Below are 17,086 nucleotides of genomic sequence, written 5' to 3' on the forward strand. Positions count from 1 at the left end.
GCACCTTCCTGACGCAGGGCGCGGCCACCAACAAGGGATCGGGCATCATCGCGCCGGGCGCGGTGACCAACCCGGCCCAGCTGACGGGCCACGATTACGCGATCGACTTCCAGGTCGCGGGTACGCCGGCCGTGACGACCTATACGGTGACGGACAATTCGACGTCGCCCGCGAGCGCCGTGCTGAGCAACCAGCCCTACACTTCGGGCGCCTCGATTTCCTTCGACGGCATGTCATTCGACATCAAGGGAGCCCCGGCCGACGGCGATGCGTTCAGCGTCCAGCCGAGCCAGAAGCAGTCGGTGTTCACGACGATCACCAACCTGATCCAGACCCTGCACACCGGCGCCGCGGGCGACGCCGGCAGGGCCACGCTGGCCAACAACCTGAAAACGGCCAGCCAGCACATGCAGAATGCGCTGGACAATGTGCTGACCGTGCAGGCATCGGTCGGTGCGCGCCTCAAGGAAGTCGACTACCTGGACAGCACGGGCGACGACCTCAACGTCCAGTACCAGACCACGCTKAGCGGCCTGCAGGACCTCGACATGGCCAAGGCGATCTCGCTGTTCACCCAGCAGCAGCAGACGCTGCAGGCGGCCCAGGTGTCGTTCAAGACGATGTCGGGCCTGTCGCTCTTTAACTATATCTCGTAATCAAACGTTCGCGTGGGCACGGGGTGCCCACCCTACGCGCTCTTCAATTACATTTCTTGATCCGCACGCATTTGGTGGCACTGGGTGCCTACCTACGAACGTTTCTGTTGCCGTAGGGTGGGCGGCCTCCGCCCACCAAACGCATGCATTACCGCGGCGGTATCGGTAATGGCTGCGGCCTTTGTCCGCCCACCCGCGGAATCTTGCGCCCCGCCTCGATGCCCTGGTTGAACAGGTTCTGCAACGGCGTACCGAGATAGGGCAGGGTGAGGCTGATGACGAGAAACCCGGCCCCCAGCGTGATCGGGAACCCGATGCCGAACAGGTTCAGCTGCGGCGCCGCGCGCGTGAGGATCGCCAGCGCGATGTTGGTGATGAGCATGGCCGCCACGATCGGCATCGCGATCTGCAAACCGGCCGAGAACACGCGGCTACCCCAGCGCACCATTTCCAGCGGCGCCGACAGCGACATCGGCGTGGCCGAGATCGGCAGCGTGAAAAAGCTTTCTGCCAGCGCCTCGATCAGCACGAGGTGGGCATTCATGGCGAGGAAGGCCATCGTCGCGACGAGGGCGAGGAACTGGCTGATGGCCGACGAGCGGCCGGCCGACGTCGGGTCGAAGAAGGAAGCGAACGAAAAGCCCATCGTCGAACTGGCGACCTCGCCGGCGAATTCGATGGCGGCGAACACGAGGCGCATGGCGAAGCCCATCGCCACGCCGATCAGGAGTTCCTGCGCGACGATCAGGATGCCCGCCCACGACGTCGGATCGACGACGGGCATGGCCGGGAGTGTCGGCGCGATGATCGCGGCCAGCAGCACGCCGAGCGTCGTCTTGATGAGGATGGGCACGGCGGTGTTGCCGAACACGGGCGCCACCGCGACGAGCCCGAGGATGCGCGTCAGCGGCCACAAGAGGCCGCCGATCCACGCATACAACTGCGTCGTGGTGAACGAAATCATCGGACTATCGCGTCAACCGATCAACTGCGGAATGCCGCTGAATACGTTGCGCATATAGTCCGTCATGACCGAGAGCATCCACGGCCCCGCGAGCACGAGCGCGATGAAGATGCCGACCAGCTTGGGGATGAACGACAGGGTCTGTTCGTTGATCTGGGTGGCGGCCTGGAAGATGCTGACGACGAGGCCGATGACGAGCGCGACGAGCAGCAGCGGTGCCGAGACCATCAACGTGACTTCCATGGCCGTGCGGCCCATCGCGAGTACGCTTTCCGGGGTCATCGGGGCCTCCTCAGTAGAAGCTCTGGGACAGGGAGCCCAGCAGCAGCTGCCAGCCGTCGACGAGCACGAACAGCATCAGCTTGAACGGCAGCGAGATCACGGCCGGCGACATCATCATCATACCCATCGACATCAGCACGGACGCGACGACCATGTCGATGATGAGGAAGGGGATGAAGATGGCGAAGCCGATCTGGAACGCCGTCTTCAGCTCGCTCGTGATGAAGGCCGGGATCAGCACGCGCAGCGGCACGTCTTCCGGGCCCTGCAGCGCGGGCGTGCGCGAGATCTTGACGAACAGGGCGAGGTCGGACTGGCGCGTCTGCTTCAGCATGAAGCCCTTCAGCGGCGCGGCGGCCTTGTCCATCGCCTCGCCCATCTGGATGCGGTTTTCCTGCAGCGGTACATAGGCTTCCGTGTAGATGCGGTCGAACGTCGGCCCCATCACGAACAGCGTGAGGAACAGCGCGAGGCCGACCATCACCTGGTTCGGCGGCGCCGTCTGCGTGCCGAGGGCCTGGCGCAGCAGCGAGAGGACGATGATGATGCGCGTAAAACTCGTCATCATCAGGAGGGCCGCCRGGATGAAGGTCAGCGCCGTCATCAGCAGCAGGGTCTGCACCGGCAGCGAGTAGGCGGTGCCGCCGCCCGGGGCCGGGCTCGTCGTGAAAGCGGGAATGGCGGGCGCCGCCACCGCCGCCGCCAGCGGCAGGGCCAGCAGGCCCGTCGCCAGCAGGAGTCGTTTGGTAAGCATCACTTGCGTTTGTCGATCGTTTGTTTGAGCCAGTCGGCGAAGCTGTGCGCCGCAGGAGCATGCGGCGCCAGGGTGGCGTTGGCGGAGCCGGTGTCGCCATGCTGCCCGTCCTGGCGCGGCATTGTCGCCAGCGCGTTGATGCGGCCGGGTGATGCACCGACCACGATCCATTCATTGCCGACTTCGACCACCACGATGCGCTCGCGACCGCCCAGGTTCAGCGAACCGACGACGCGCAGGTTCGCATTGCCGCCTGCCACCTTGGGACCGTAGCGCTTGAGGAACCAGGCGAGGGCGCCCAGCACGGCCAGCACGACGATCAGCGCGAACAGCGTCTGCAGCAGGCTGCCGGTGGAGGAGCCGGCGGGCATCGTGACCGGCGGTACCGTGGCACCGGGCGCGGCAGGGCGTGGCGCGACGACGTCCGGCGCCGCCGGTGGCGCGGGAACTGCCGTGCCGGCGGGCGCCGCGGTGGTGTCGGGCTGGACGGCCGGCGCTTGCGCGGTGCCGGACGCGGGCGCGGCGGCGGAAGGCGCGCCGGTGCCGGCCACTGCCCGCGGTTGTGCCTTCGCGGGGGACGTAGGCGACGTAGCTTGTGGAGCTTGCCGGGTAGTCGGCTGTGCGGGTGCGGGTGCCGGTGCTGTTGCGGGTTCGGCCACGACGGGCGCCGGCGCAGGCGCCGCCACTGTTGGCGCAGGCGCTGGTGCGGCATCGGCCGACCGTCCCGCTCCCTGCCCAGGGCCCGGCTGGGCCGCGCAGGCGGCCAGTGGCAGAGTGAGGGCGAGGATGGTCAGCAGGCGCGCCGTCATTTGTTGAGCTTGCGGATGCGCTCCGACGGGGTGATGATGTCGGTGAGGCGGATACCGAACTTGTCGTTCACGACCACCACCTCGCCCTGGGCGATCAGGCAGCCGTTGACGAGCACGTCCATCGGTTCGCCCGCCAGGCCATCCAGTTCGACCACGGAACCCTGCGCCAGTTGCAGCAGGTTCTTGATGGCAATCTTGGTGCGGCCCAGTTCCACGGTCAGCTGGACCGGGATGTCGAGGATGAAGTCGATGTCGTTGGGCGTGTCCGGGCGCGGTCCCTTGTTCGAGAAATCCTTGAACACGGCGGCCGAGGCGGCCTGCTGCTGACTGGCCAGTGCAGCAGCTTCCGCGGCGGCCTGCTCGGCGATCGCGGCGCCCCAATCGTCGTCGAGGCTGCTTTGGTCGTCTTGAGTGTCGGACATGTTTCTCTCCTGTGTTGCTTACTTGTTGAAGGTTTCGCTGTTCGCCAGCAGTTTTTCGACCTTCAGTGCATATTGTCCGTTGAACACGCCATAGCTGCAGTCCATCACGGGCACGCCGTCGACGGTGGCCTGGAGCGTTTCCGGGACCGAGATCGGGATCACGTCGCCGACCTTCATGTTCAGGATTTCGTCGAAATTCGCCTTGCCGTGGCCCAGCACGGCCACCAGTTCCACTTCCGCCACCTGGATCTGCTGCGTCAGCAGGCGGATCCAGCGCTTGTCGACTTCCAGCGCCTCGCCCTGGATGCTCGACGTCAGCGCATCGCGGATCGGCTCGACCATCGAATAGGGCATGCAGAAATGGATCTGGCCCGATACGGAACCGAGCTCGATGGTAAAAGTGCACGATACCACGACTTCGTTCGGGGTGGCGATGTTCGCGAACTGCGTGTTCATCTCCGAGCGGATGTACTCGAATTCGATCGGGTACACCGGTTCCCACGACTTGGCATACGCCTCGAACACGATGTCGAGGATGCGCATGATGATGCGCTGCTCGGTCTGCGTGAAGTCGCGGCCTTCCACGCGCGTGTGGAAGCGGCCGTCGCCGCCGAACAGGTTGTCCACGAGCAGGAACACGAGGCCCGGGTCGAACACCATCAGCGCCGTGCCGCGCAGCGGCTTCATGTGGACGAGGTTCAGGTTCGTCGGCACGACGAGGTTACGGATGAACTCACTGTACTTTGACACCCGCACCGACCCCACCGACACCTCGGCGGAACGGCGCAGGAAGTTGAACAGGCCGACCCGCAGATACCTGGCGAAACGCTCGTTGATGATCTCGAGCGTCGGCATGCGGCCGCGGACGATCCGCTCCTGCGTTGCCAGGTTATAGGTGCGTACTCCCGAGGTGTCTTCAGGCGTCGCGACGTCGTCCTGATCGCCGTTGACCCCTTTCAGGAGGGCATCGACTTCTTCCTGTGAGAGAAAATTATCGGCCATGCTGCTCTACCGTAATGACTTCTGCTTTACTGGATGATGAATGAAGTGAACAAAACGTCGGACACTTCCTGCCCGTCACCGCGAGGGACGAACGGTTCGTTGACCGCCGCCAGGATCTCGCCGGCCAGTTGCTGCTTGCCTTCCACCGTGCTGATCTCGGATGCTTTCTTGCCCGACAACAGGAGCAGCACGCGACTGCGGACCTTGGCCATATTGGCCTTGATGAGCTCGACCTGTTCCGGGCTGTCGACCTGCAACGTGAACGCGACCTGCAGATACTGGTCGCCGTGTTCCGGCTGCAGGTTGACCGTGAAGGAGTCGATGTTCACGTATTCGGGCGCCGCCTCGTCCTTTTTCTTCTTTTTCTTACTGCTGCCCGCATGTTCCTTCTTCGCAGGCTCGGCCGCGGCTTCGTCGCCGCCCGCGTGCAGGAAGTACCAGCCGGCGCCGCCGCCGCCCAGGCCCAGCACGAGCACGGCCGCGCCGATCATGATGAACAGCTTGCTTTTGCCGCGGCCGCTGGGGGTCGGTGCTGCCGCATCCACTTTCGGATCGGCTTTGATTTTCGGATTCGCTTTCAAGAGTCTTCGGTTCCGCTGTTGGATCGTCCCGTCATTATGTCATTATCGGGAAAAGGTGAGCAGAAGCAACGGTCGAAAAGAGGCAGGAACCTCGGGTATCTCGTTGTTTCCTGATGGATTTGTTGTCGATGCGGTATGCAAACGACGCGGGGTGATTGACGCCCTGGCATCAATCACCCCGCCCGGCATCGATCTGCGATCCTTTATGCAAACGTATCGACCATGCCCCGGTCGCCGATTGCGGCCGTGCGCGTGGCCGGCCGCACCGTGGCTTCGCCCGCCACCGTGCCCGCATCGTCGCCGCCATGGCCGCGGCCGTTGTTGCCGCCCCGGCCGAAACCGCTCGACGCCATCGCCTGGTCCTGCTGCGCCTGGCCGCCGTTCGACATGCCAGCGTTGACCGTCGCATTGCCCAGTGCGATGCCGCTCTCGCTCATCATTTCCTGCAGGCGGGGCAGGGCGTTTTCCAGCGCCTGGCGCACTTCCAGCTGGTTCGACGAGAACGTCACGTCGGCCTGCCCATTGGAGACGGACAGCACCACCTGCAGCGGACCCAGGTCCGGCGGGTTCAGGGTCAGCGATGCCGTCTGGTCCTCGCCGCCGACCATGTAGACGACCTTCTGGCCAACCTGGTCGTTCCAGGCATCCGTGCCCACGCGCGCCGTCAGTTCCTCGCTGGCCGCCGCCGCGGCCTGGGCGGCTTCCAGCGCGGCCGGCTGCAGCTGGGCGGCCGTTGCGACGGCCGTCGGTGCCTGCTCCTTCTGTGCCAGCAGCGCGGCGTCGCGCGCCTGCTGCAGGGCCGCGTCCAGCTGTGGCGCGGCTTCCGCCTTGACGGYGCCCGGCGCGGCGCGCAAGTCCTGTGTCGCCGTCGCCGCCTTGTCGGCACCGAGATCGGCGCCGGCGGCGGCGAGGGCCGGGTTCTTGATCGACGTGGCCGCGAAGGTCTTTGCGCCGGTGGCGTCGATACCGGCCTCTTTCGACACCGATTTCATCGCGGTCTGCAGCGCGGCCAGCTGCGTGGCGTCCGAGCGCTTGCCTTTGCCGGCGAGCGCGTCGAAGGCCTGGGCCGCCGTCGCCTTGCCATTGTTCGTGCCCGGCTTCTGCAGGCTCGCCATCAGCGCGAGCATGGCGCTGGCCGGGTCGCCGGCCTTGCTCTTGTCGTCGTCGTCCTGCTTGTCGTCGGACCTGGCGGCGGCGGTGTCGTCCCTGGCATCGGCCGCATCGGTCCTGGCGTCGGTCGCCTGTGCGGCCTGCTGCGGCGCGGCGTCGTCGGGTTGCGCGGGCTTGTCCGCCTCCGCAGGTTTCGCGGCCTGTTTCGGGGCCGGTGCCGGCGCCGGTGCCGGGGCCGGTGCTGGGGCCGGCATGGATGCGAGCGCGAGTGCCGCGCCGCTGCGCTCCATTTGGCCGGCCAGCAGGGCGCCGAACTGGCCGTTGTCGCTACCGCCGTTGCCGTTGCCCGCGTTGCCGTTGCGCGGGTTGACGCCGCCGGCGGTATTGAGCTGGATAGTGGAAGTCGTGGTCATGTCGCTTAGCTCGTTTGGTGGGCGCCGGTCAGCGCTTGAAGCGCGCCGTCCGGGCCGCATGGTCGTCCATCATCTTCTGGTCGCGCTTGTTCTCGAGCGCCAGCGCCTCGAGCGCCGCGCGCTCGTTCAGGGTCCGGTACGACAGGCGCTTGCGCTCGCTCTCCTGCCATCCCTTCTTTTCCATGTCCGCCTTCACGCGCGCGTGCTTCAGCACTTCGCGCTGGCCGTCGATCGCCTGGTCCAGCTTGCCGAGGAAGGCGACGAAATTCTGGTACGCGAACGGGGTGATGCCCCCCATCTGCGCCGCGTCGAGCCGGTTCGCGTAGTCGTCGCGGTAGCCGAGCAGCATCTGCAGCTTCTGCTCGCCCTCGTCGACGGCCTTCAGCGCGGCGCCCAGGCGCTTTGCGCAGGCGTCGGACTCGCGCTGGGCGAGGTCGATCAGGGTGTCGAGTGCGGATGCGTTGGCCATGGTAGGTCAAGTATACCGATGGGCGTCCCGGTCAATCACCCGAACAGCGAGGTCAATTCCCCCAAGCTCTGCAGCATGCCGACGTTGTCGTGGATTTCCTGGCACAGGAAGGCCTCGACGCGGTCGTGCAGCGCGRTGGCCTTGTCCAGCACCGGGTCCGTACCCGGCGCGTAGGCGCCCACGCTGATCAGGTCGCGCGAGCGCTCGTAGCGCGAGTACAGCTGTTTCAGGGTGCGCGCGGCCTGCTGGTGCTCGCGCGACGTGATGCCGTGCATGGCGCGCGAGATCGATTGTTCGATGTCGATGGCGGGGTAGTGGCCCGCCTCCGCCAGTTTCCGGTTCAGCACGATGTGGCCGTCCAGGATACCGCGCGCCGCGTCGGCGATCGGGTCCTGCTGGTCGTCGCCTTCCGACAGCACGGTGTAGAACGCCGTGATCGAGCCGCCGCCCGCCTGGCCGTTACCGGCGCGTTCCACCAGCACGGGCAGCTTGGCGAACACGGACGGCGGATAGCCCTTGGTCGCCGGCGGTTCGCCGATGGCGAGGGCGATCTCGCGCTGCGCCATCGCGTAACGCGTGAGCGAATCCATGATCAGGAGGACGTTCTTGCCCTGGTCGCGGAAGTGTTCGGCGATGGCGGTCGCGTAGGCGGCGCCCTGCAGGCGCATCAGCGGCGGCGCGTCGGCCGGGGCGGCCACGACGGCGGAGCGGGCGAGACCCTCTTCGCCGAGGATCTGCTCGATGAATTCCTTGACCTCGCGGCCCCGTTCGCCGATCAGGCCCACGACGATCACGTCGGCCGTCGTGTAGCGCGCGATCATCCCGAGCAGCACGGATTTGCCGACGCCGGTACCGGCGAACAGGCCGAGACGCTGGCCGCGGCCCACCGTCAGCATCGAATTGATGGCGCGTACGCCGACGTCCAGCGTTTCCGAGATCGGCGCGCGGTCGAGCGGGTTGATGGGGCGCGCGTTCAGCGGCCCCATGTCTTCCGTGACGACGGGGCCCTTGCCGTCCAGCGGGCGGCCGGCGCCGTCGACGACGCGGCCCAGCAGGCCCCAGCCGACGGGCAGGTGGCGCGCGCGGTCCATCGGACGGCGGCGCGGATGCGCGACGGTGCCGGGTTTCGGCACGCTCGCTTCCACCGGGAACACGCGCGAGCCGGGCACGACGCCTTCCACGTCCGACTGCGGCATCAGGAACAGCTTGTCACCCTCGAAGCCGACGACTTCCGCCTCGATGCGTGCGCCCGATGCGACCGGGATCATGCAGGCGCTGCCGACGGCGAGTTTCAGCCCCACGCACTCCATCACGAGACCGGCCACGCGCGTGACGCGGCCCGACACCTGCATCGGCTCGACGAGATCGAGCACGTTGCCGCAGTCCTTCAGGTAGGACTTCCAGCGGCCGGTGTGCGGGTTGGCGTCATTCATTCGAGCCACTCGATGTTCTTGCCCAGCGCGTGCGCCAGGCGCTGCCAGCGCGCCGCGATCTGGGCATCGATCTGGTTGCTGGCCGTGTCCACGCGGCAGCCGCCGCGCGCGATGCTCTCGTCCTCGACGATGCGCCAGCCGTTCTTGTCGAGTTCATGGCCGATGCCGCTCCTGACGATCAGCGCGTCTTCCGGATGCAGCATCAGCAGGGCCGGCTGCTGCAGGTTCGGCAGGTAGTCGATGGCTTCGCGCACGACGGGAATGATCAGGTCCGGCTTCACGTCGAACGCCGTGCGCACCATGCCGCGCGCCAGGTGCAGCGCGAGTTCCAGCACGTCGTTCGAGATGGCCTCGTCGGCCTCGGTGACGGCGTCGCCGAACGTCGTCGCCAGCTGGCGCAGGTAGTCGAGTTCCTCGGCCGCTTCGGCGCGGCCCAGCGCCAGGCCTTCCTCGTAGCCGGCGGCGTGGCCTTCCGCCTGGCCCGCTTCGAGGCCCTCGGCATAGCCTTCCTCGCGCGCGGCGGCGCGGATCGCCTCGAGTTCCTCGGCGGTCGGCAGCTGGATGCCCGGCTGCGGCGGCTGCTGTTGCTGCTGCTGCGGCTCGTAGGCGCGTGCAGCAGCTGCGGCCTTCTCGGCTTCGACGGCGCGCTGGGCGAGGGTGCTGGGGCGCTCGTCGCCGAACGACGTCATTTCCCAGCGCTGGTACGCGGATTGCTGTTCTTTCGGGATGGCCATCAGACGAACGAGTCCTCACCCTTGCCGCCCAGGACGATCTGCCCTTCGTCGGCGAGGCGCCGGACGATCTGCAGGATCTGCTTCTGCTGGGTTTCCACTTCGGACAGGCGCACGGGACCTTTCGATTCCAGGTCTTCGCGCATCATTTCCGCCGCACGCTGCGACATGTTCTTGAAGATTTTATCGCGCAAGTCCTGCGACGCGCCTTTCAGCGCGATGATCAGCATCTCGGACTGCACTTCACGCAGCAGCAGCTGGATGCCGCGGTCGTCGATGTCGATGATGTTGTCGAACACGAACATCTCGTCCATGATCTTCTGCGCCATGTCGTTGTCGTAGTTCTTGATGTTCTCCATGACGGAGCTTTCCTGTTCGCCGCTCATGAAGTTCAGGATCTCGGCCGCCGTGCGCACGCCGCCCAGCGACGACTTCTTGATGTTCTCGTTGCCGGACAGGAGCTTGGTCAGCACGTCGTTCAGTTCGCGCAGGGCGGCCGGCTGCACGCCGTCCAGCGTGGCGATACGCAGCACGACGTCGTTGCGCAGGCGGTCGGTGAAGTGCGCCAGGATTTCGCAGGCCTGGTCGCGTTCCAGGTGCACGAGGATCGTGGCGATGATCTGCGGGTGCTCGTTGCGGATCAGCTCGGCGACCGACGGCGAGTCCATCCACTTCAGGCTCTCGATGCCGGAGGCGTCCTTGCCGCCCAGGATGCGGTTCAGCAGGACGGCGGCCTTGTCGTCGCCCAGCGCCTTGGTCAGCACCTGGCGGATGTATTCGTCGGAATCGAGGCCGACGGTCGATTGCAGGTCGACGCGCTCGCGGAATTCGCCCAGCACGGTCAACACTTCCTCGTGCTGCACGGCCTTCATCTGCGCCATCGCGGCACCGAGCTTGAGCACCTCGCGCGGCCCGAGGAATTTCATGACCTCGGCCGCTTCCGATTCGCCCAGGGCCAGCATCAGGATGGCCGCCTTGGTCGTGCTTTCCTTGTCCTTGTCGCTCATTATTCAGTACCCAGCCATTCTTTGATCACGTTGGCCACGATGCGAGGATCATGCTTGGCCAGCTCTTTCGCCATTTCCAGGTTGCTCTTGTAGACCTGAACCTTCTGTTGGTCTTCCACCTCACGCTGGAGACGGGCTTCCTCTTCGGGATCCGGTTCCGGCTCCGGTTCCGGCACTTCCGGTTCCGGCTCGGGTGGGATCGCCACGGCTTCGTCGAATTTCTTGATCGCCGGCTTGAGCAGCGGCCGCACGAAGCGGAACCACAGGAAGGCCAGCACGAGGGCGATGAAGACGTAGCGCGCGATGTCCTTCGCCAGCGGCAGGTTCGTCGGGTCCTTCCACCATTCCGGCGCCTGTTCGGCTGGCTTGTCGACGCCGTCGAACGGGGCGTTCGTCACGTTCAAGGTGTCGCCGCGCGCCTGGCTGTAGCCCATCGCCTGCTTGACCAGCTCGTTGATCTGCGCGACTTCGGCGGCGCTCAAGGGCTTGATCACGAGCTTGCCCGTCTTCGGATCGATCGTGCGGCGGTAGTTCACCACCACGCCCACCGTCAGGCGCTTGACGCCGCCCATCGGCTTCTGTTCGTAGCGGATCGTCTTGTCGACTTCGTAATTCGTCGTCGAATCCTTGCGGCTCGGGCCCGTCGTCGTCGTCTGCGCGGCGGCCGGTGCGTTGCCGTCGATCGGGGCGGTGGCCACGCCCGGCGGCTGGTTCGACAGCGCGCCCGGGATGCCGGACGGGTTGGTGCTGCCCGGACCGGTCTGCTCGGACGTCTGCTGGCTGCGGATCGCCTGCGGTTCCGGCGGCGAATTCGGCTTGTACATCTCGGCCGCCGTGTCGGTCTGGGCGAAGTCGACTTCGGCCGTCGCCTCGGCGCGCACATTGTTCTGGCCCACGAGCGGGGCGATGATCGACTCGACCTGCTTGACGATGTTCTGCTGCAGCGCCTCGACATACTTCAGCTGGTTCGGGTCGAGCTGCTTGCCGTTCCTGTTGGCGCTGTCCGACAGCAGGGTGCCGTTCTGGTCGACGACGGTGACGTTGGCCGGCGGCAGTTCCGGGATCGACGACGCGACCAGGTGCACGATGGCGCTGACCTGGGCCGGATCGAGGGTGCGGCCCGGCTGCAGGTTCAACAGCACGGATGCGGTCGGCTTCTGCTGGTCGCGCACGAACACGGACGGCTTCGGCAGCGCCAGGTGCACGCGCGCCGAGGCGACGGCGGCCAGCGACTGGACCGAATTCGCCAGTTCGCCTTCCAGCGAGCGCTGGTAGTTGACCTGTTCGACGAATTGCGAGGTGCCCAGCTTCTGGTTCTCGAGCAGTTCGAAGCCGACGTTGCCGGCGCGCGGCAGGCCCTGCTGGGCCAGCTTCAGGCGCAGGTCGTGGATGCGCTCGGCCGGCACGAGGATCGCGTTGCCGCCGTCGGAGAATTTGTACTTGACCCCCATCTGGTCGAGCGCCGCGGTGATCGCGCCGCCGTCCTTGTCGGTGTAATTGGAGAACAGGACGCGGTATTCCGGCGCCGACGTCCACAGCCACAGTGCCGCGACGATCGCCAGCACGCCGGCGATGGCGCCGCCGATCACGACCCGTTTGCCGGTGGTCGTCTGCCAGAACTTCGGCTTCTCTTCTGCCGGAGTTTCGAGGTCGCTGTCGAGGAGTTCTTCCGCTGTGGTTGCCATGGTTGGGGGAGGGAATGGGTTTATGAACACCATTATGAAGCCGTAGGGCAATTTCAAACCCCGGAATAAGGCCCTATTTCCGGTGCTGCTCTAGGGCAATAGTTGCTGGGGCGGTGATATTCTGACAGCCTGAATCGAATTGCGCAGGGAGAGTGACATGAACATCGGCGGCATCGACAGCAGCCGGATCGAAGCGATGATGGCGCAGCTGAAGGCGGCGGCCCAGAAGCCGGCCACAGCGACATCCGCTGCGGACGCGCTGGGCGGCGGCACCGGCATTGGCGGCCTCGGCAAGGCATCCGGCGCGGATGCGGCCGAGTCATCGACCAAGGTCAGCTTCTCCGATGCGCTGAAGGCGTCGCTGCAAAACGTCAGCAACGCCCAGATCCAGGCCGACGACATGGGCAAGAAATTCGCCGCGGGCGACGATTCCGTCAGCCTGTCCGACACGATGATCGCGATGCAGAAAGCCAGCATCAGTTTCCAGGCTACCGTGCAGGTGCGCAACAAGCTCGTGTCGGCTTATCACGACATCATGAACATGCAGGTGTGACGGTCAACGCGCCGGCGGCCGTGGCGGTTTTTGTAAATTCGGGGTCAGTAAATTCGGGGTCAGAGCACTTTTTTGTCGAAATTCGGGGTCAGAGCACTTTTTTGAGGAAGAGACATTTGGAATCGCTTGATTCCCGAGCTTCTTCGGTAGCGCACTCCATGATGTAGTACGAGCGCACGTTATCGCTGCGTGTATAGCGGCCGAGATCAATTGTTCAAAAAATCGCTCTGACCCCGAATTTTCCGAAAAATGTGCTCTGACCCCGAATTTTCTGACCCCGATTTTTTAGCGCGCTGAAGTACGTTTGGGCGGGCTGGCCACGTTCACCCGCCCCTTCATCATCGGATGCAGGGTGCACAGGTAGTCGAACGACATCCCGGCGCGCACCACATAGCGCCACGTCTTGCCGGGCGGCAGGTCGCCCGAGCCCACGCCGGCCGCGGCGCCCGTCACGTTGTGGACGAACATGTCGCGGTTTTCCCAGATGATGGTATCGCCGGGCCTGGCCTCCACCACCTGCGGCGAAAACTGCATGGCGTCGATGACGACACGGTGTTCCGCCGCCCCGGCCAGCACGGGTAGCCAGAGGGCGGCGATCAGCAGGATTTTCACTTGAGTTCGGCCTGGATGTGCTTCGCATGCTCCAGGTGCTCCACGAAGGCCGGGCGCACCTTGACGAGCAGGGCTTTCAGCTCGGCATTCGACGCGTTCGGGATCAAAGTCTTGTCGAGGGCGTCRAGCACCGTCTGGTGGTACGTCACCTCGTTGTCGACATAGGCCTTGTCGAACGCCTTGCCGGACAGGCCTTCCAGCGTGGTGCGCATCGTCGCGCCGCCCTGCGTGAGGCTCTTGCTGGTGTCATTCTCCTCGGGCGTCACGTGCAGTTTTTGCACGAGCGCGACGGCCTGCTTGTTGACGCCGGAATGGTCGGCGACCATCCGTTTGGCGAATGCGCGCACATCCTTGCCGTGCGCTTTCTTTTCGGCCTGCTTACCGGCGTCGATGTCGACCGTATTGGCGGCGACGACGATGGCGGCGATCTGCGCGTCGTTCGGGCCGGCCGCGTGGGCGGGGGAGAACAGGCCCAGGGCGAGCAGGGAGGACAGGATCAGCGGGGTGGTTTTGTTCATGGTGGACTCCTTAAATGGGTTGTAAGGGTGGAGCAATCCATTCGATGCACTTTGAAGCGCGCGCGTTCCCGCCATCGTCTAGCTGGACGAGTCCGCTTCCAGGCGTTGTTGCACCATGTGCACGATCCGGTCGCAGCGCGCGCCGTCGAAGCCGAACGCATCCTCGATGGCGAAGTCGATCTCGCGCGCGAGCGCCTCGCGCAGCATGGCGCGGGCCCGGAAGTAACGGGTACGTACGGTCGCCGCGGGAATGTCCAGCGTCGCTGCCGTTTCCTCGACGGTCAGCTCTTCCACGGCGCGCAGCACGAACACCGTGCGGAAGGCGGTCGGCAACTTGTCGATGCCGGTCTCGATCAGGCGCCGCGTCTGGGCCCGCAGCGCGGCCAGTTCCGGTTGCGCCGCTTCCGCGTGGCCGTCGTCCGCACCATGGGGCATAGCCGCGTCGTCCGCGCCGTAGTCCGCCCCCAGTTCGATGATCTCGGCCAGCCGACCGGTCTTGCGCTGGCGCATCAGCGCCGCGTTGACGACGATGCGCGTCAGCCAGGTGCCGAGCGCGGCCTCGCCACGGAAGGCGGGCAGGGCGCGGTAGGCCTGCAGGTATGCATCCTGCAGCGCATCTTCCGCTTCCGCGTCGTCGCGCAGGACGCTGCGCGCCACGCGGTACAGGCGCCGGTTGTAACGCCGCATGAGGAGTGTGAAAGCGTCGCGGTCGCCGGTGCGGATGCGGTGCAGCAGTCCGTCGTCGTCGAGGGGGGAGGGATAGTGTCTGGCGGGGTGCATGGGAGTCCTCGTGTCGTATGCCTGACGATTGGATGCAGGGCCGGGGCCCCGCGTTCCCGTCGTCAGGATACGTCAGGCGAGGCCAGCCAGGCGCGCGTTGCGTTCGCGTTCGAGCTTGGTGATGTAGCGCTGCACAGCGGCAAGATTGCCGCGCGAGATATCGACGAACTGGCAACCCAGGCGGCGGCTCGTCTTGTTGTTAAGCAGCGTCATGTCGATCGAGTTGCGTATCTGCAGCGAGCAGGTCACGGCCCCGATTTCCGGCAGTTCGATGCGGCAATCCGTGAAGGTCTCTCCGATCGTCGTGCCGAGTTGCAGTTTGTTGTCGTAGATCGCGATGCCGCCGCAGCTGATATCGGCCAGCGGGAATACGCCCGTGCCGCCGCCCAGTTCGGCCGGCAGCGGGATCGTCGCGCGCACCGGGTTCGTCACCGGCGTCGGCATGCGGTAGTACTCGCGCCGCTGCAGGCGGATCAGGCTGGTCGGAATATCGGCGGCGAGCGCGGTGCCGCCTTCGAATTGCACTTCGCGCAAATTCTCGAGGCCGAACACGATGCGGATCTTGTCCAGCGACGTGTCGCAGCGGACCTCGCCCGCGGCCACGATGCGCGTGTTCTGCTCGGCGCTGACGGATCGATCGATGATGACGGTGTCGCTGTCCGGATCGACATCCAGCAATGACGTGACGCACACGTCCGCCTCGCCCTTGATCAACATCCGGATCAGCTGGTTCTTTTCGCCGATCTGGCGCAGCAGGGCCACGATCTCCCTGCGCGACTCGATCTCGTAGTCGTGCCAGGCTTCTAATTCTGCGTCAGTGATTGCTTGCATCTGTGTCAACCGGAGTGGTCTCTTGAGGTGGCAGTAGGGGCGCCATGTCGGGGGCGGGCGGTTTGATCTGCCCGGAAACTTGCGCTGATTCAATATAATAGAGCCATGCCAATAGTTCGGCAATGACGCGATACAGCGCGGGTGGAATCTGGCGGTCGAGATCGACCTGCATCAGCAACGCGACGAGTTCCTTCGACTCGTGCACGAATACGCCGGCTTCCTTTGCGCGCGCCATGATCTGCTCGGCGACGAGGCCACGGCCCTTGGCGATGACTTTCGGCGCCGCGTCGCCGGCGCCATACGCGAGCGCGACGGCGCTCTGGCGGCGTGCGGATTTATCCTTGTCCATCGTCCGCCTCGCCGGTACGCGCGGCGTCGTGGATGGCCAGCGTGGCCAGCGGCGTGCCGGCCGCGTCCAGCGCCTGCGCCAGACGCGCCTGGTGTGCGTCCAGCAAACCCTTGATGCCGGCATCCGGCGCGTCGAGGCGGATGTGCAACTGGTCGCCGGACAGCACGACGCGCGCCGCCACCTCGCCCAGCGCGCCGAAGCGCAGGCGCAGGCTGCTCTGCCACGCGGCGCCGTCTTCGCCTTCGCCGCCGTCTTGCCGGCTCGATGCATCCCGTTCGACTTCCCAGTGCAGGTCCTGGCCCGGCCATAAAGGTCCTTGCCAGGCGATTTTCCCCTGTTCATGGGCGTTCAGCTGCAGGTTGATGAGCTGGGCCGTGTCCGGGTTCGTGGGCGGCGGCAGGCCGCGCGCCTGCGGTTCCAGCGCCAGGTCGGCGCGGGGGCGGGCGCCATCGGCCCATTCGGCCACGTGCGATTCGTAGAACAGGCCGCTTTTGTCGAGCCCGTCGCGCAGCGCCTGCGCGATGGCACCGGCGTCGGCGGACGGGCCGTCCAGCAGCGGCGTGCGGCCGACCGCTGCGCTGGCCTGCGTCCCGGCGTGTTGCGCCGCCGCGACGACATCGCCCAGCGCCTTGCCGGCCGTGCTGATCGACGCGTTCGCGCCGTCGGCGCCGCCGCCCGGGAGTTGCGCCAGGCCGCGCGTGCCGGCCAGCAGGGCGGCGGTGCGCGTGAGCGCGGCGGCATTTTTCCCTTCGAGCCAGGCGAGCGGGGAGGCATGCGGGTCGGTGCCTTCCGGCAGCGGCGGGCCGGCTTCGGCGAAGGCGGCGGTGCCCTGGCCCGTCTGGACCTGGAACGTGGGCCGTGGCGTAATGGCTACCAGGGTCAGCGGCACCTGCGTGCCGACCTGGGCGCCCTGCGGCAGCGGCATGCGCGCCGCCATGTCATTGATGCGCACGACGAAGCTGCCGTCGGGAAGTTTCGTCAAAACATCGGCTTGCAGCGATTGCCCGACGAGTCCGGCGAGTGCGCGCGCGAACGCCTGCTGGCGCGGGTCGCCGACCGGCAGGGTGGGACGTGCCGGCGCGACCTGGGTCAGCGAGACGGTATCGCGCGGCAGCATTGCTCAGG

20 protein-coding genes and 1 pseudogene are annotated in these 17,086 nt (G+C 66.1%); 2 read left to right on the forward strand and 19 right to left on the reverse strand.

Annotation, left to right across the window (positions count from 1 at the left end; genetic code table 11):
• Positions 1-656: pseudogene (locus AC1DYX_RS07370) on the forward strand (flagellar hook-associated protein FlgL); the annotation flags it as partial.
• A 148-nt stretch (positions 657-804) separates the two neighbouring features.
• Here the strand turns inward: AC1DYX_RS07370 and fliR are convergent.
• The 13 genes from fliR to fliF all read right to left on the reverse strand — a co-directional run bounded on the left by fliR (position 805) and on the right by fliF (position 12,318).
• A complete protein-coding gene (gene fliR, locus AC1DYX_RS07375; RefSeq protein WP_477257824.1) occupies positions 805-1,620 on the reverse strand; it encodes a flagellar biosynthetic protein FliR in 816 nt (271 codons plus the stop codon).
• Between the two features lie 12 nt (positions 1,621-1,632).
• Positions 1,633-1,902, reverse strand: a complete 270-nt coding sequence (gene fliQ, locus AC1DYX_RS07380) for a flagellar biosynthesis protein FliQ (RefSeq protein WP_477257826.1) — start codon at positions 1,900-1,902, stop codon at positions 1,633-1,635.
• A 10-nt stretch (positions 1,903-1,912) separates the two neighbouring features.
• Positions 1,913-2,656 carry a flagellar type III secretion system pore protein FliP gene (gene fliP / locus AC1DYX_RS07385; protein WP_477257828.1) on the reverse strand — a complete coding sequence of 248 codons (744 nt, stop codon included), beginning with the start codon at positions 2,654-2,656 and terminating at the stop codon, positions 1,913-1,915.
• Positions 2,656-3,465: a flagellar biosynthetic protein FliO gene (fliO, locus tag AC1DYX_RS07390; RefSeq protein ID WP_477257830.1), complete on the reverse strand. Its 810-nt coding sequence runs from the start codon at positions 3,463-3,465 to the stop codon at positions 2,656-2,658. The genes fliP and fliO overlap by 1 nt, the downstream gene beginning before the upstream one ends.
• Positions 3,462-3,887, reverse strand: a complete 426-nt coding sequence (gene fliN, locus AC1DYX_RS07395; RefSeq protein ID WP_435569949.1) for a flagellar motor switch protein FliN — start codon at positions 3,885-3,887, stop codon at positions 3,462-3,464. Before fliN ends, fliO begins: the two co-directional genes overlap by 4 nt.
• A gap of 18 nt (positions 3,888-3,905) precedes the next feature.
• Positions 3,906-4,889, reverse strand: coding sequence for a flagellar motor switch protein FliM (gene fliM / locus AC1DYX_RS07400; protein ID WP_036233788.1), 984 nt, complete (start codon positions 4,887-4,889; stop codon positions 3,906-3,908).
• Between the two features lie 26 nt (positions 4,890-4,915).
• Positions 4,916-5,470: a flagellar basal body-associated protein FliL gene (gene fliL, locus AC1DYX_RS07405; protein ID WP_477257833.1), complete on the reverse strand. Its 555-nt coding sequence runs from the start codon at positions 5,468-5,470 to the stop codon at positions 4,916-4,918.
• A 203-nt stretch (positions 5,471-5,673) separates the two neighbouring features.
• Positions 5,674-6,993, reverse strand: a complete 1,320-nt coding sequence (locus AC1DYX_RS07410) for a flagellar hook-length control protein FliK (protein ID WP_477257835.1) — start codon at positions 6,991-6,993, stop codon at positions 5,674-5,676.
• 28 nt (positions 6,994-7,021) lie between these two features.
• Complete coding sequence (fliJ, locus tag AC1DYX_RS07415; RefSeq protein ID WP_477257837.1) at positions 7,022-7,462, reverse strand: flagellar export protein FliJ; 441 nt, start codon at positions 7,460-7,462, stop codon at positions 7,022-7,024.
• A 35-nt stretch (positions 7,463-7,497) separates the two neighbouring features.
• Positions 7,498-8,895, reverse strand: a complete 1,398-nt coding sequence (gene fliI / locus AC1DYX_RS07420) for a flagellar protein export ATPase FliI (RefSeq protein ID WP_477257839.1) — start codon at positions 8,893-8,895, stop codon at positions 7,498-7,500.
• Positions 8,892-9,629, reverse strand: coding sequence for a flagellar assembly protein FliH (fliH, locus tag AC1DYX_RS07425; protein ID WP_477257841.1), 738 nt, complete (start codon positions 9,627-9,629; stop codon positions 8,892-8,894). The genes fliI and fliH overlap by 4 nt, the downstream gene beginning before the upstream one ends.
• Complete coding sequence (fliG, locus tag AC1DYX_RS07430) at positions 9,629-10,633, reverse strand: flagellar motor switch protein FliG (RefSeq protein ID WP_477257843.1); 1,005 nt, start codon at positions 10,631-10,633, stop codon at positions 9,629-9,631. The genes fliH and fliG overlap by 1 nt, the downstream gene beginning before the upstream one ends.
• Positions 10,633-12,318 carry a flagellar basal-body MS-ring/collar protein FliF gene (fliF, locus tag AC1DYX_RS07435; protein ID WP_477257845.1) on the reverse strand — a complete coding sequence of 562 codons (1,686 nt, stop codon included), beginning with the start codon at positions 12,316-12,318 and terminating at the stop codon, positions 10,633-10,635. The genes fliG and fliF overlap by 1 nt, the downstream gene beginning before the upstream one ends.
• Before the next feature lie 157 nt (positions 12,319-12,475).
• On the opposite strand from fliF, the gene fliE reads away from it, so the two are divergent.
• The gene (fliE, locus tag AC1DYX_RS07440; RefSeq protein ID WP_477257847.1) at positions 12,476-12,871 is read left to right on the forward strand and encodes a flagellar hook-basal body complex protein FliE; all 396 of its coding nucleotides are present in this window, start codon (positions 12,476-12,478) and stop codon (positions 12,869-12,871) included.
• Positions 12,872-13,156: 285 nt separating this feature from the next.
• On the opposite strand, the gene AC1DYX_RS07445 is transcribed toward fliE, so the two are convergent.
• The 6 genes from AC1DYX_RS07445 to fliK all read right to left on the reverse strand — a co-directional run bounded on the left by AC1DYX_RS07445 (position 13,157) and on the right by fliK (position 17,078).
• Positions 13,157-13,483 (reverse strand): cupredoxin domain-containing protein, encoded by a 327-nt coding sequence (locus tag AC1DYX_RS07445; protein WP_477257849.1) that lies wholly within the window; start codon positions 13,481-13,483, stop codon positions 13,157-13,159.
• The gene (locus AC1DYX_RS07450; RefSeq protein ID WP_477257851.1) at positions 13,480-14,001 is read right to left on the reverse strand and encodes a DUF4142 domain-containing protein; all 522 of its coding nucleotides are present in this window, start codon (positions 13,999-14,001) and stop codon (positions 13,480-13,482) included. The genes AC1DYX_RS07445 and AC1DYX_RS07450 overlap by 4 nt, the downstream gene beginning before the upstream one ends.
• 78 nt (positions 14,002-14,079) lie before the next feature.
• Positions 14,080-14,781, reverse strand: coding sequence for an RNA polymerase sigma factor (locus AC1DYX_RS07455; RefSeq protein WP_477257853.1), 702 nt, complete (start codon positions 14,779-14,781; stop codon positions 14,080-14,082).
• Positions 14,782-14,853: 72 nt separating this feature from the next.
• Positions 14,854-15,612: a flagellar brake protein gene (locus AC1DYX_RS07460; RefSeq protein WP_477257855.1), complete on the reverse strand. Its 759-nt coding sequence runs from the start codon at positions 15,610-15,612 to the stop codon at positions 14,854-14,856.
• A complete protein-coding gene (locus AC1DYX_RS07465; protein WP_477257857.1) occupies positions 15,596-15,961 on the reverse strand; it encodes an EscU/YscU/HrcU family type III secretion system export apparatus switch protein in 366 nt (121 codons plus the stop codon). The genes AC1DYX_RS07460 and AC1DYX_RS07465 overlap by 17 nt, the downstream gene beginning before the upstream one ends.
• Positions 15,948-17,078, reverse strand: a complete 1,131-nt coding sequence (fliK, locus tag AC1DYX_RS07470; RefSeq protein ID WP_477257859.1) for a flagellar hook-length control protein FliK — start codon at positions 17,076-17,078, stop codon at positions 15,948-15,950. Before fliK ends, AC1DYX_RS07465 begins: the two co-directional genes overlap by 14 nt.
• Positions 17,079-17,086: the final 8 nt, after the last annotated feature.

The sequence above is a fragment of the Massilia sp. P2_C2 genome (genome assembly GCF_056404615.1).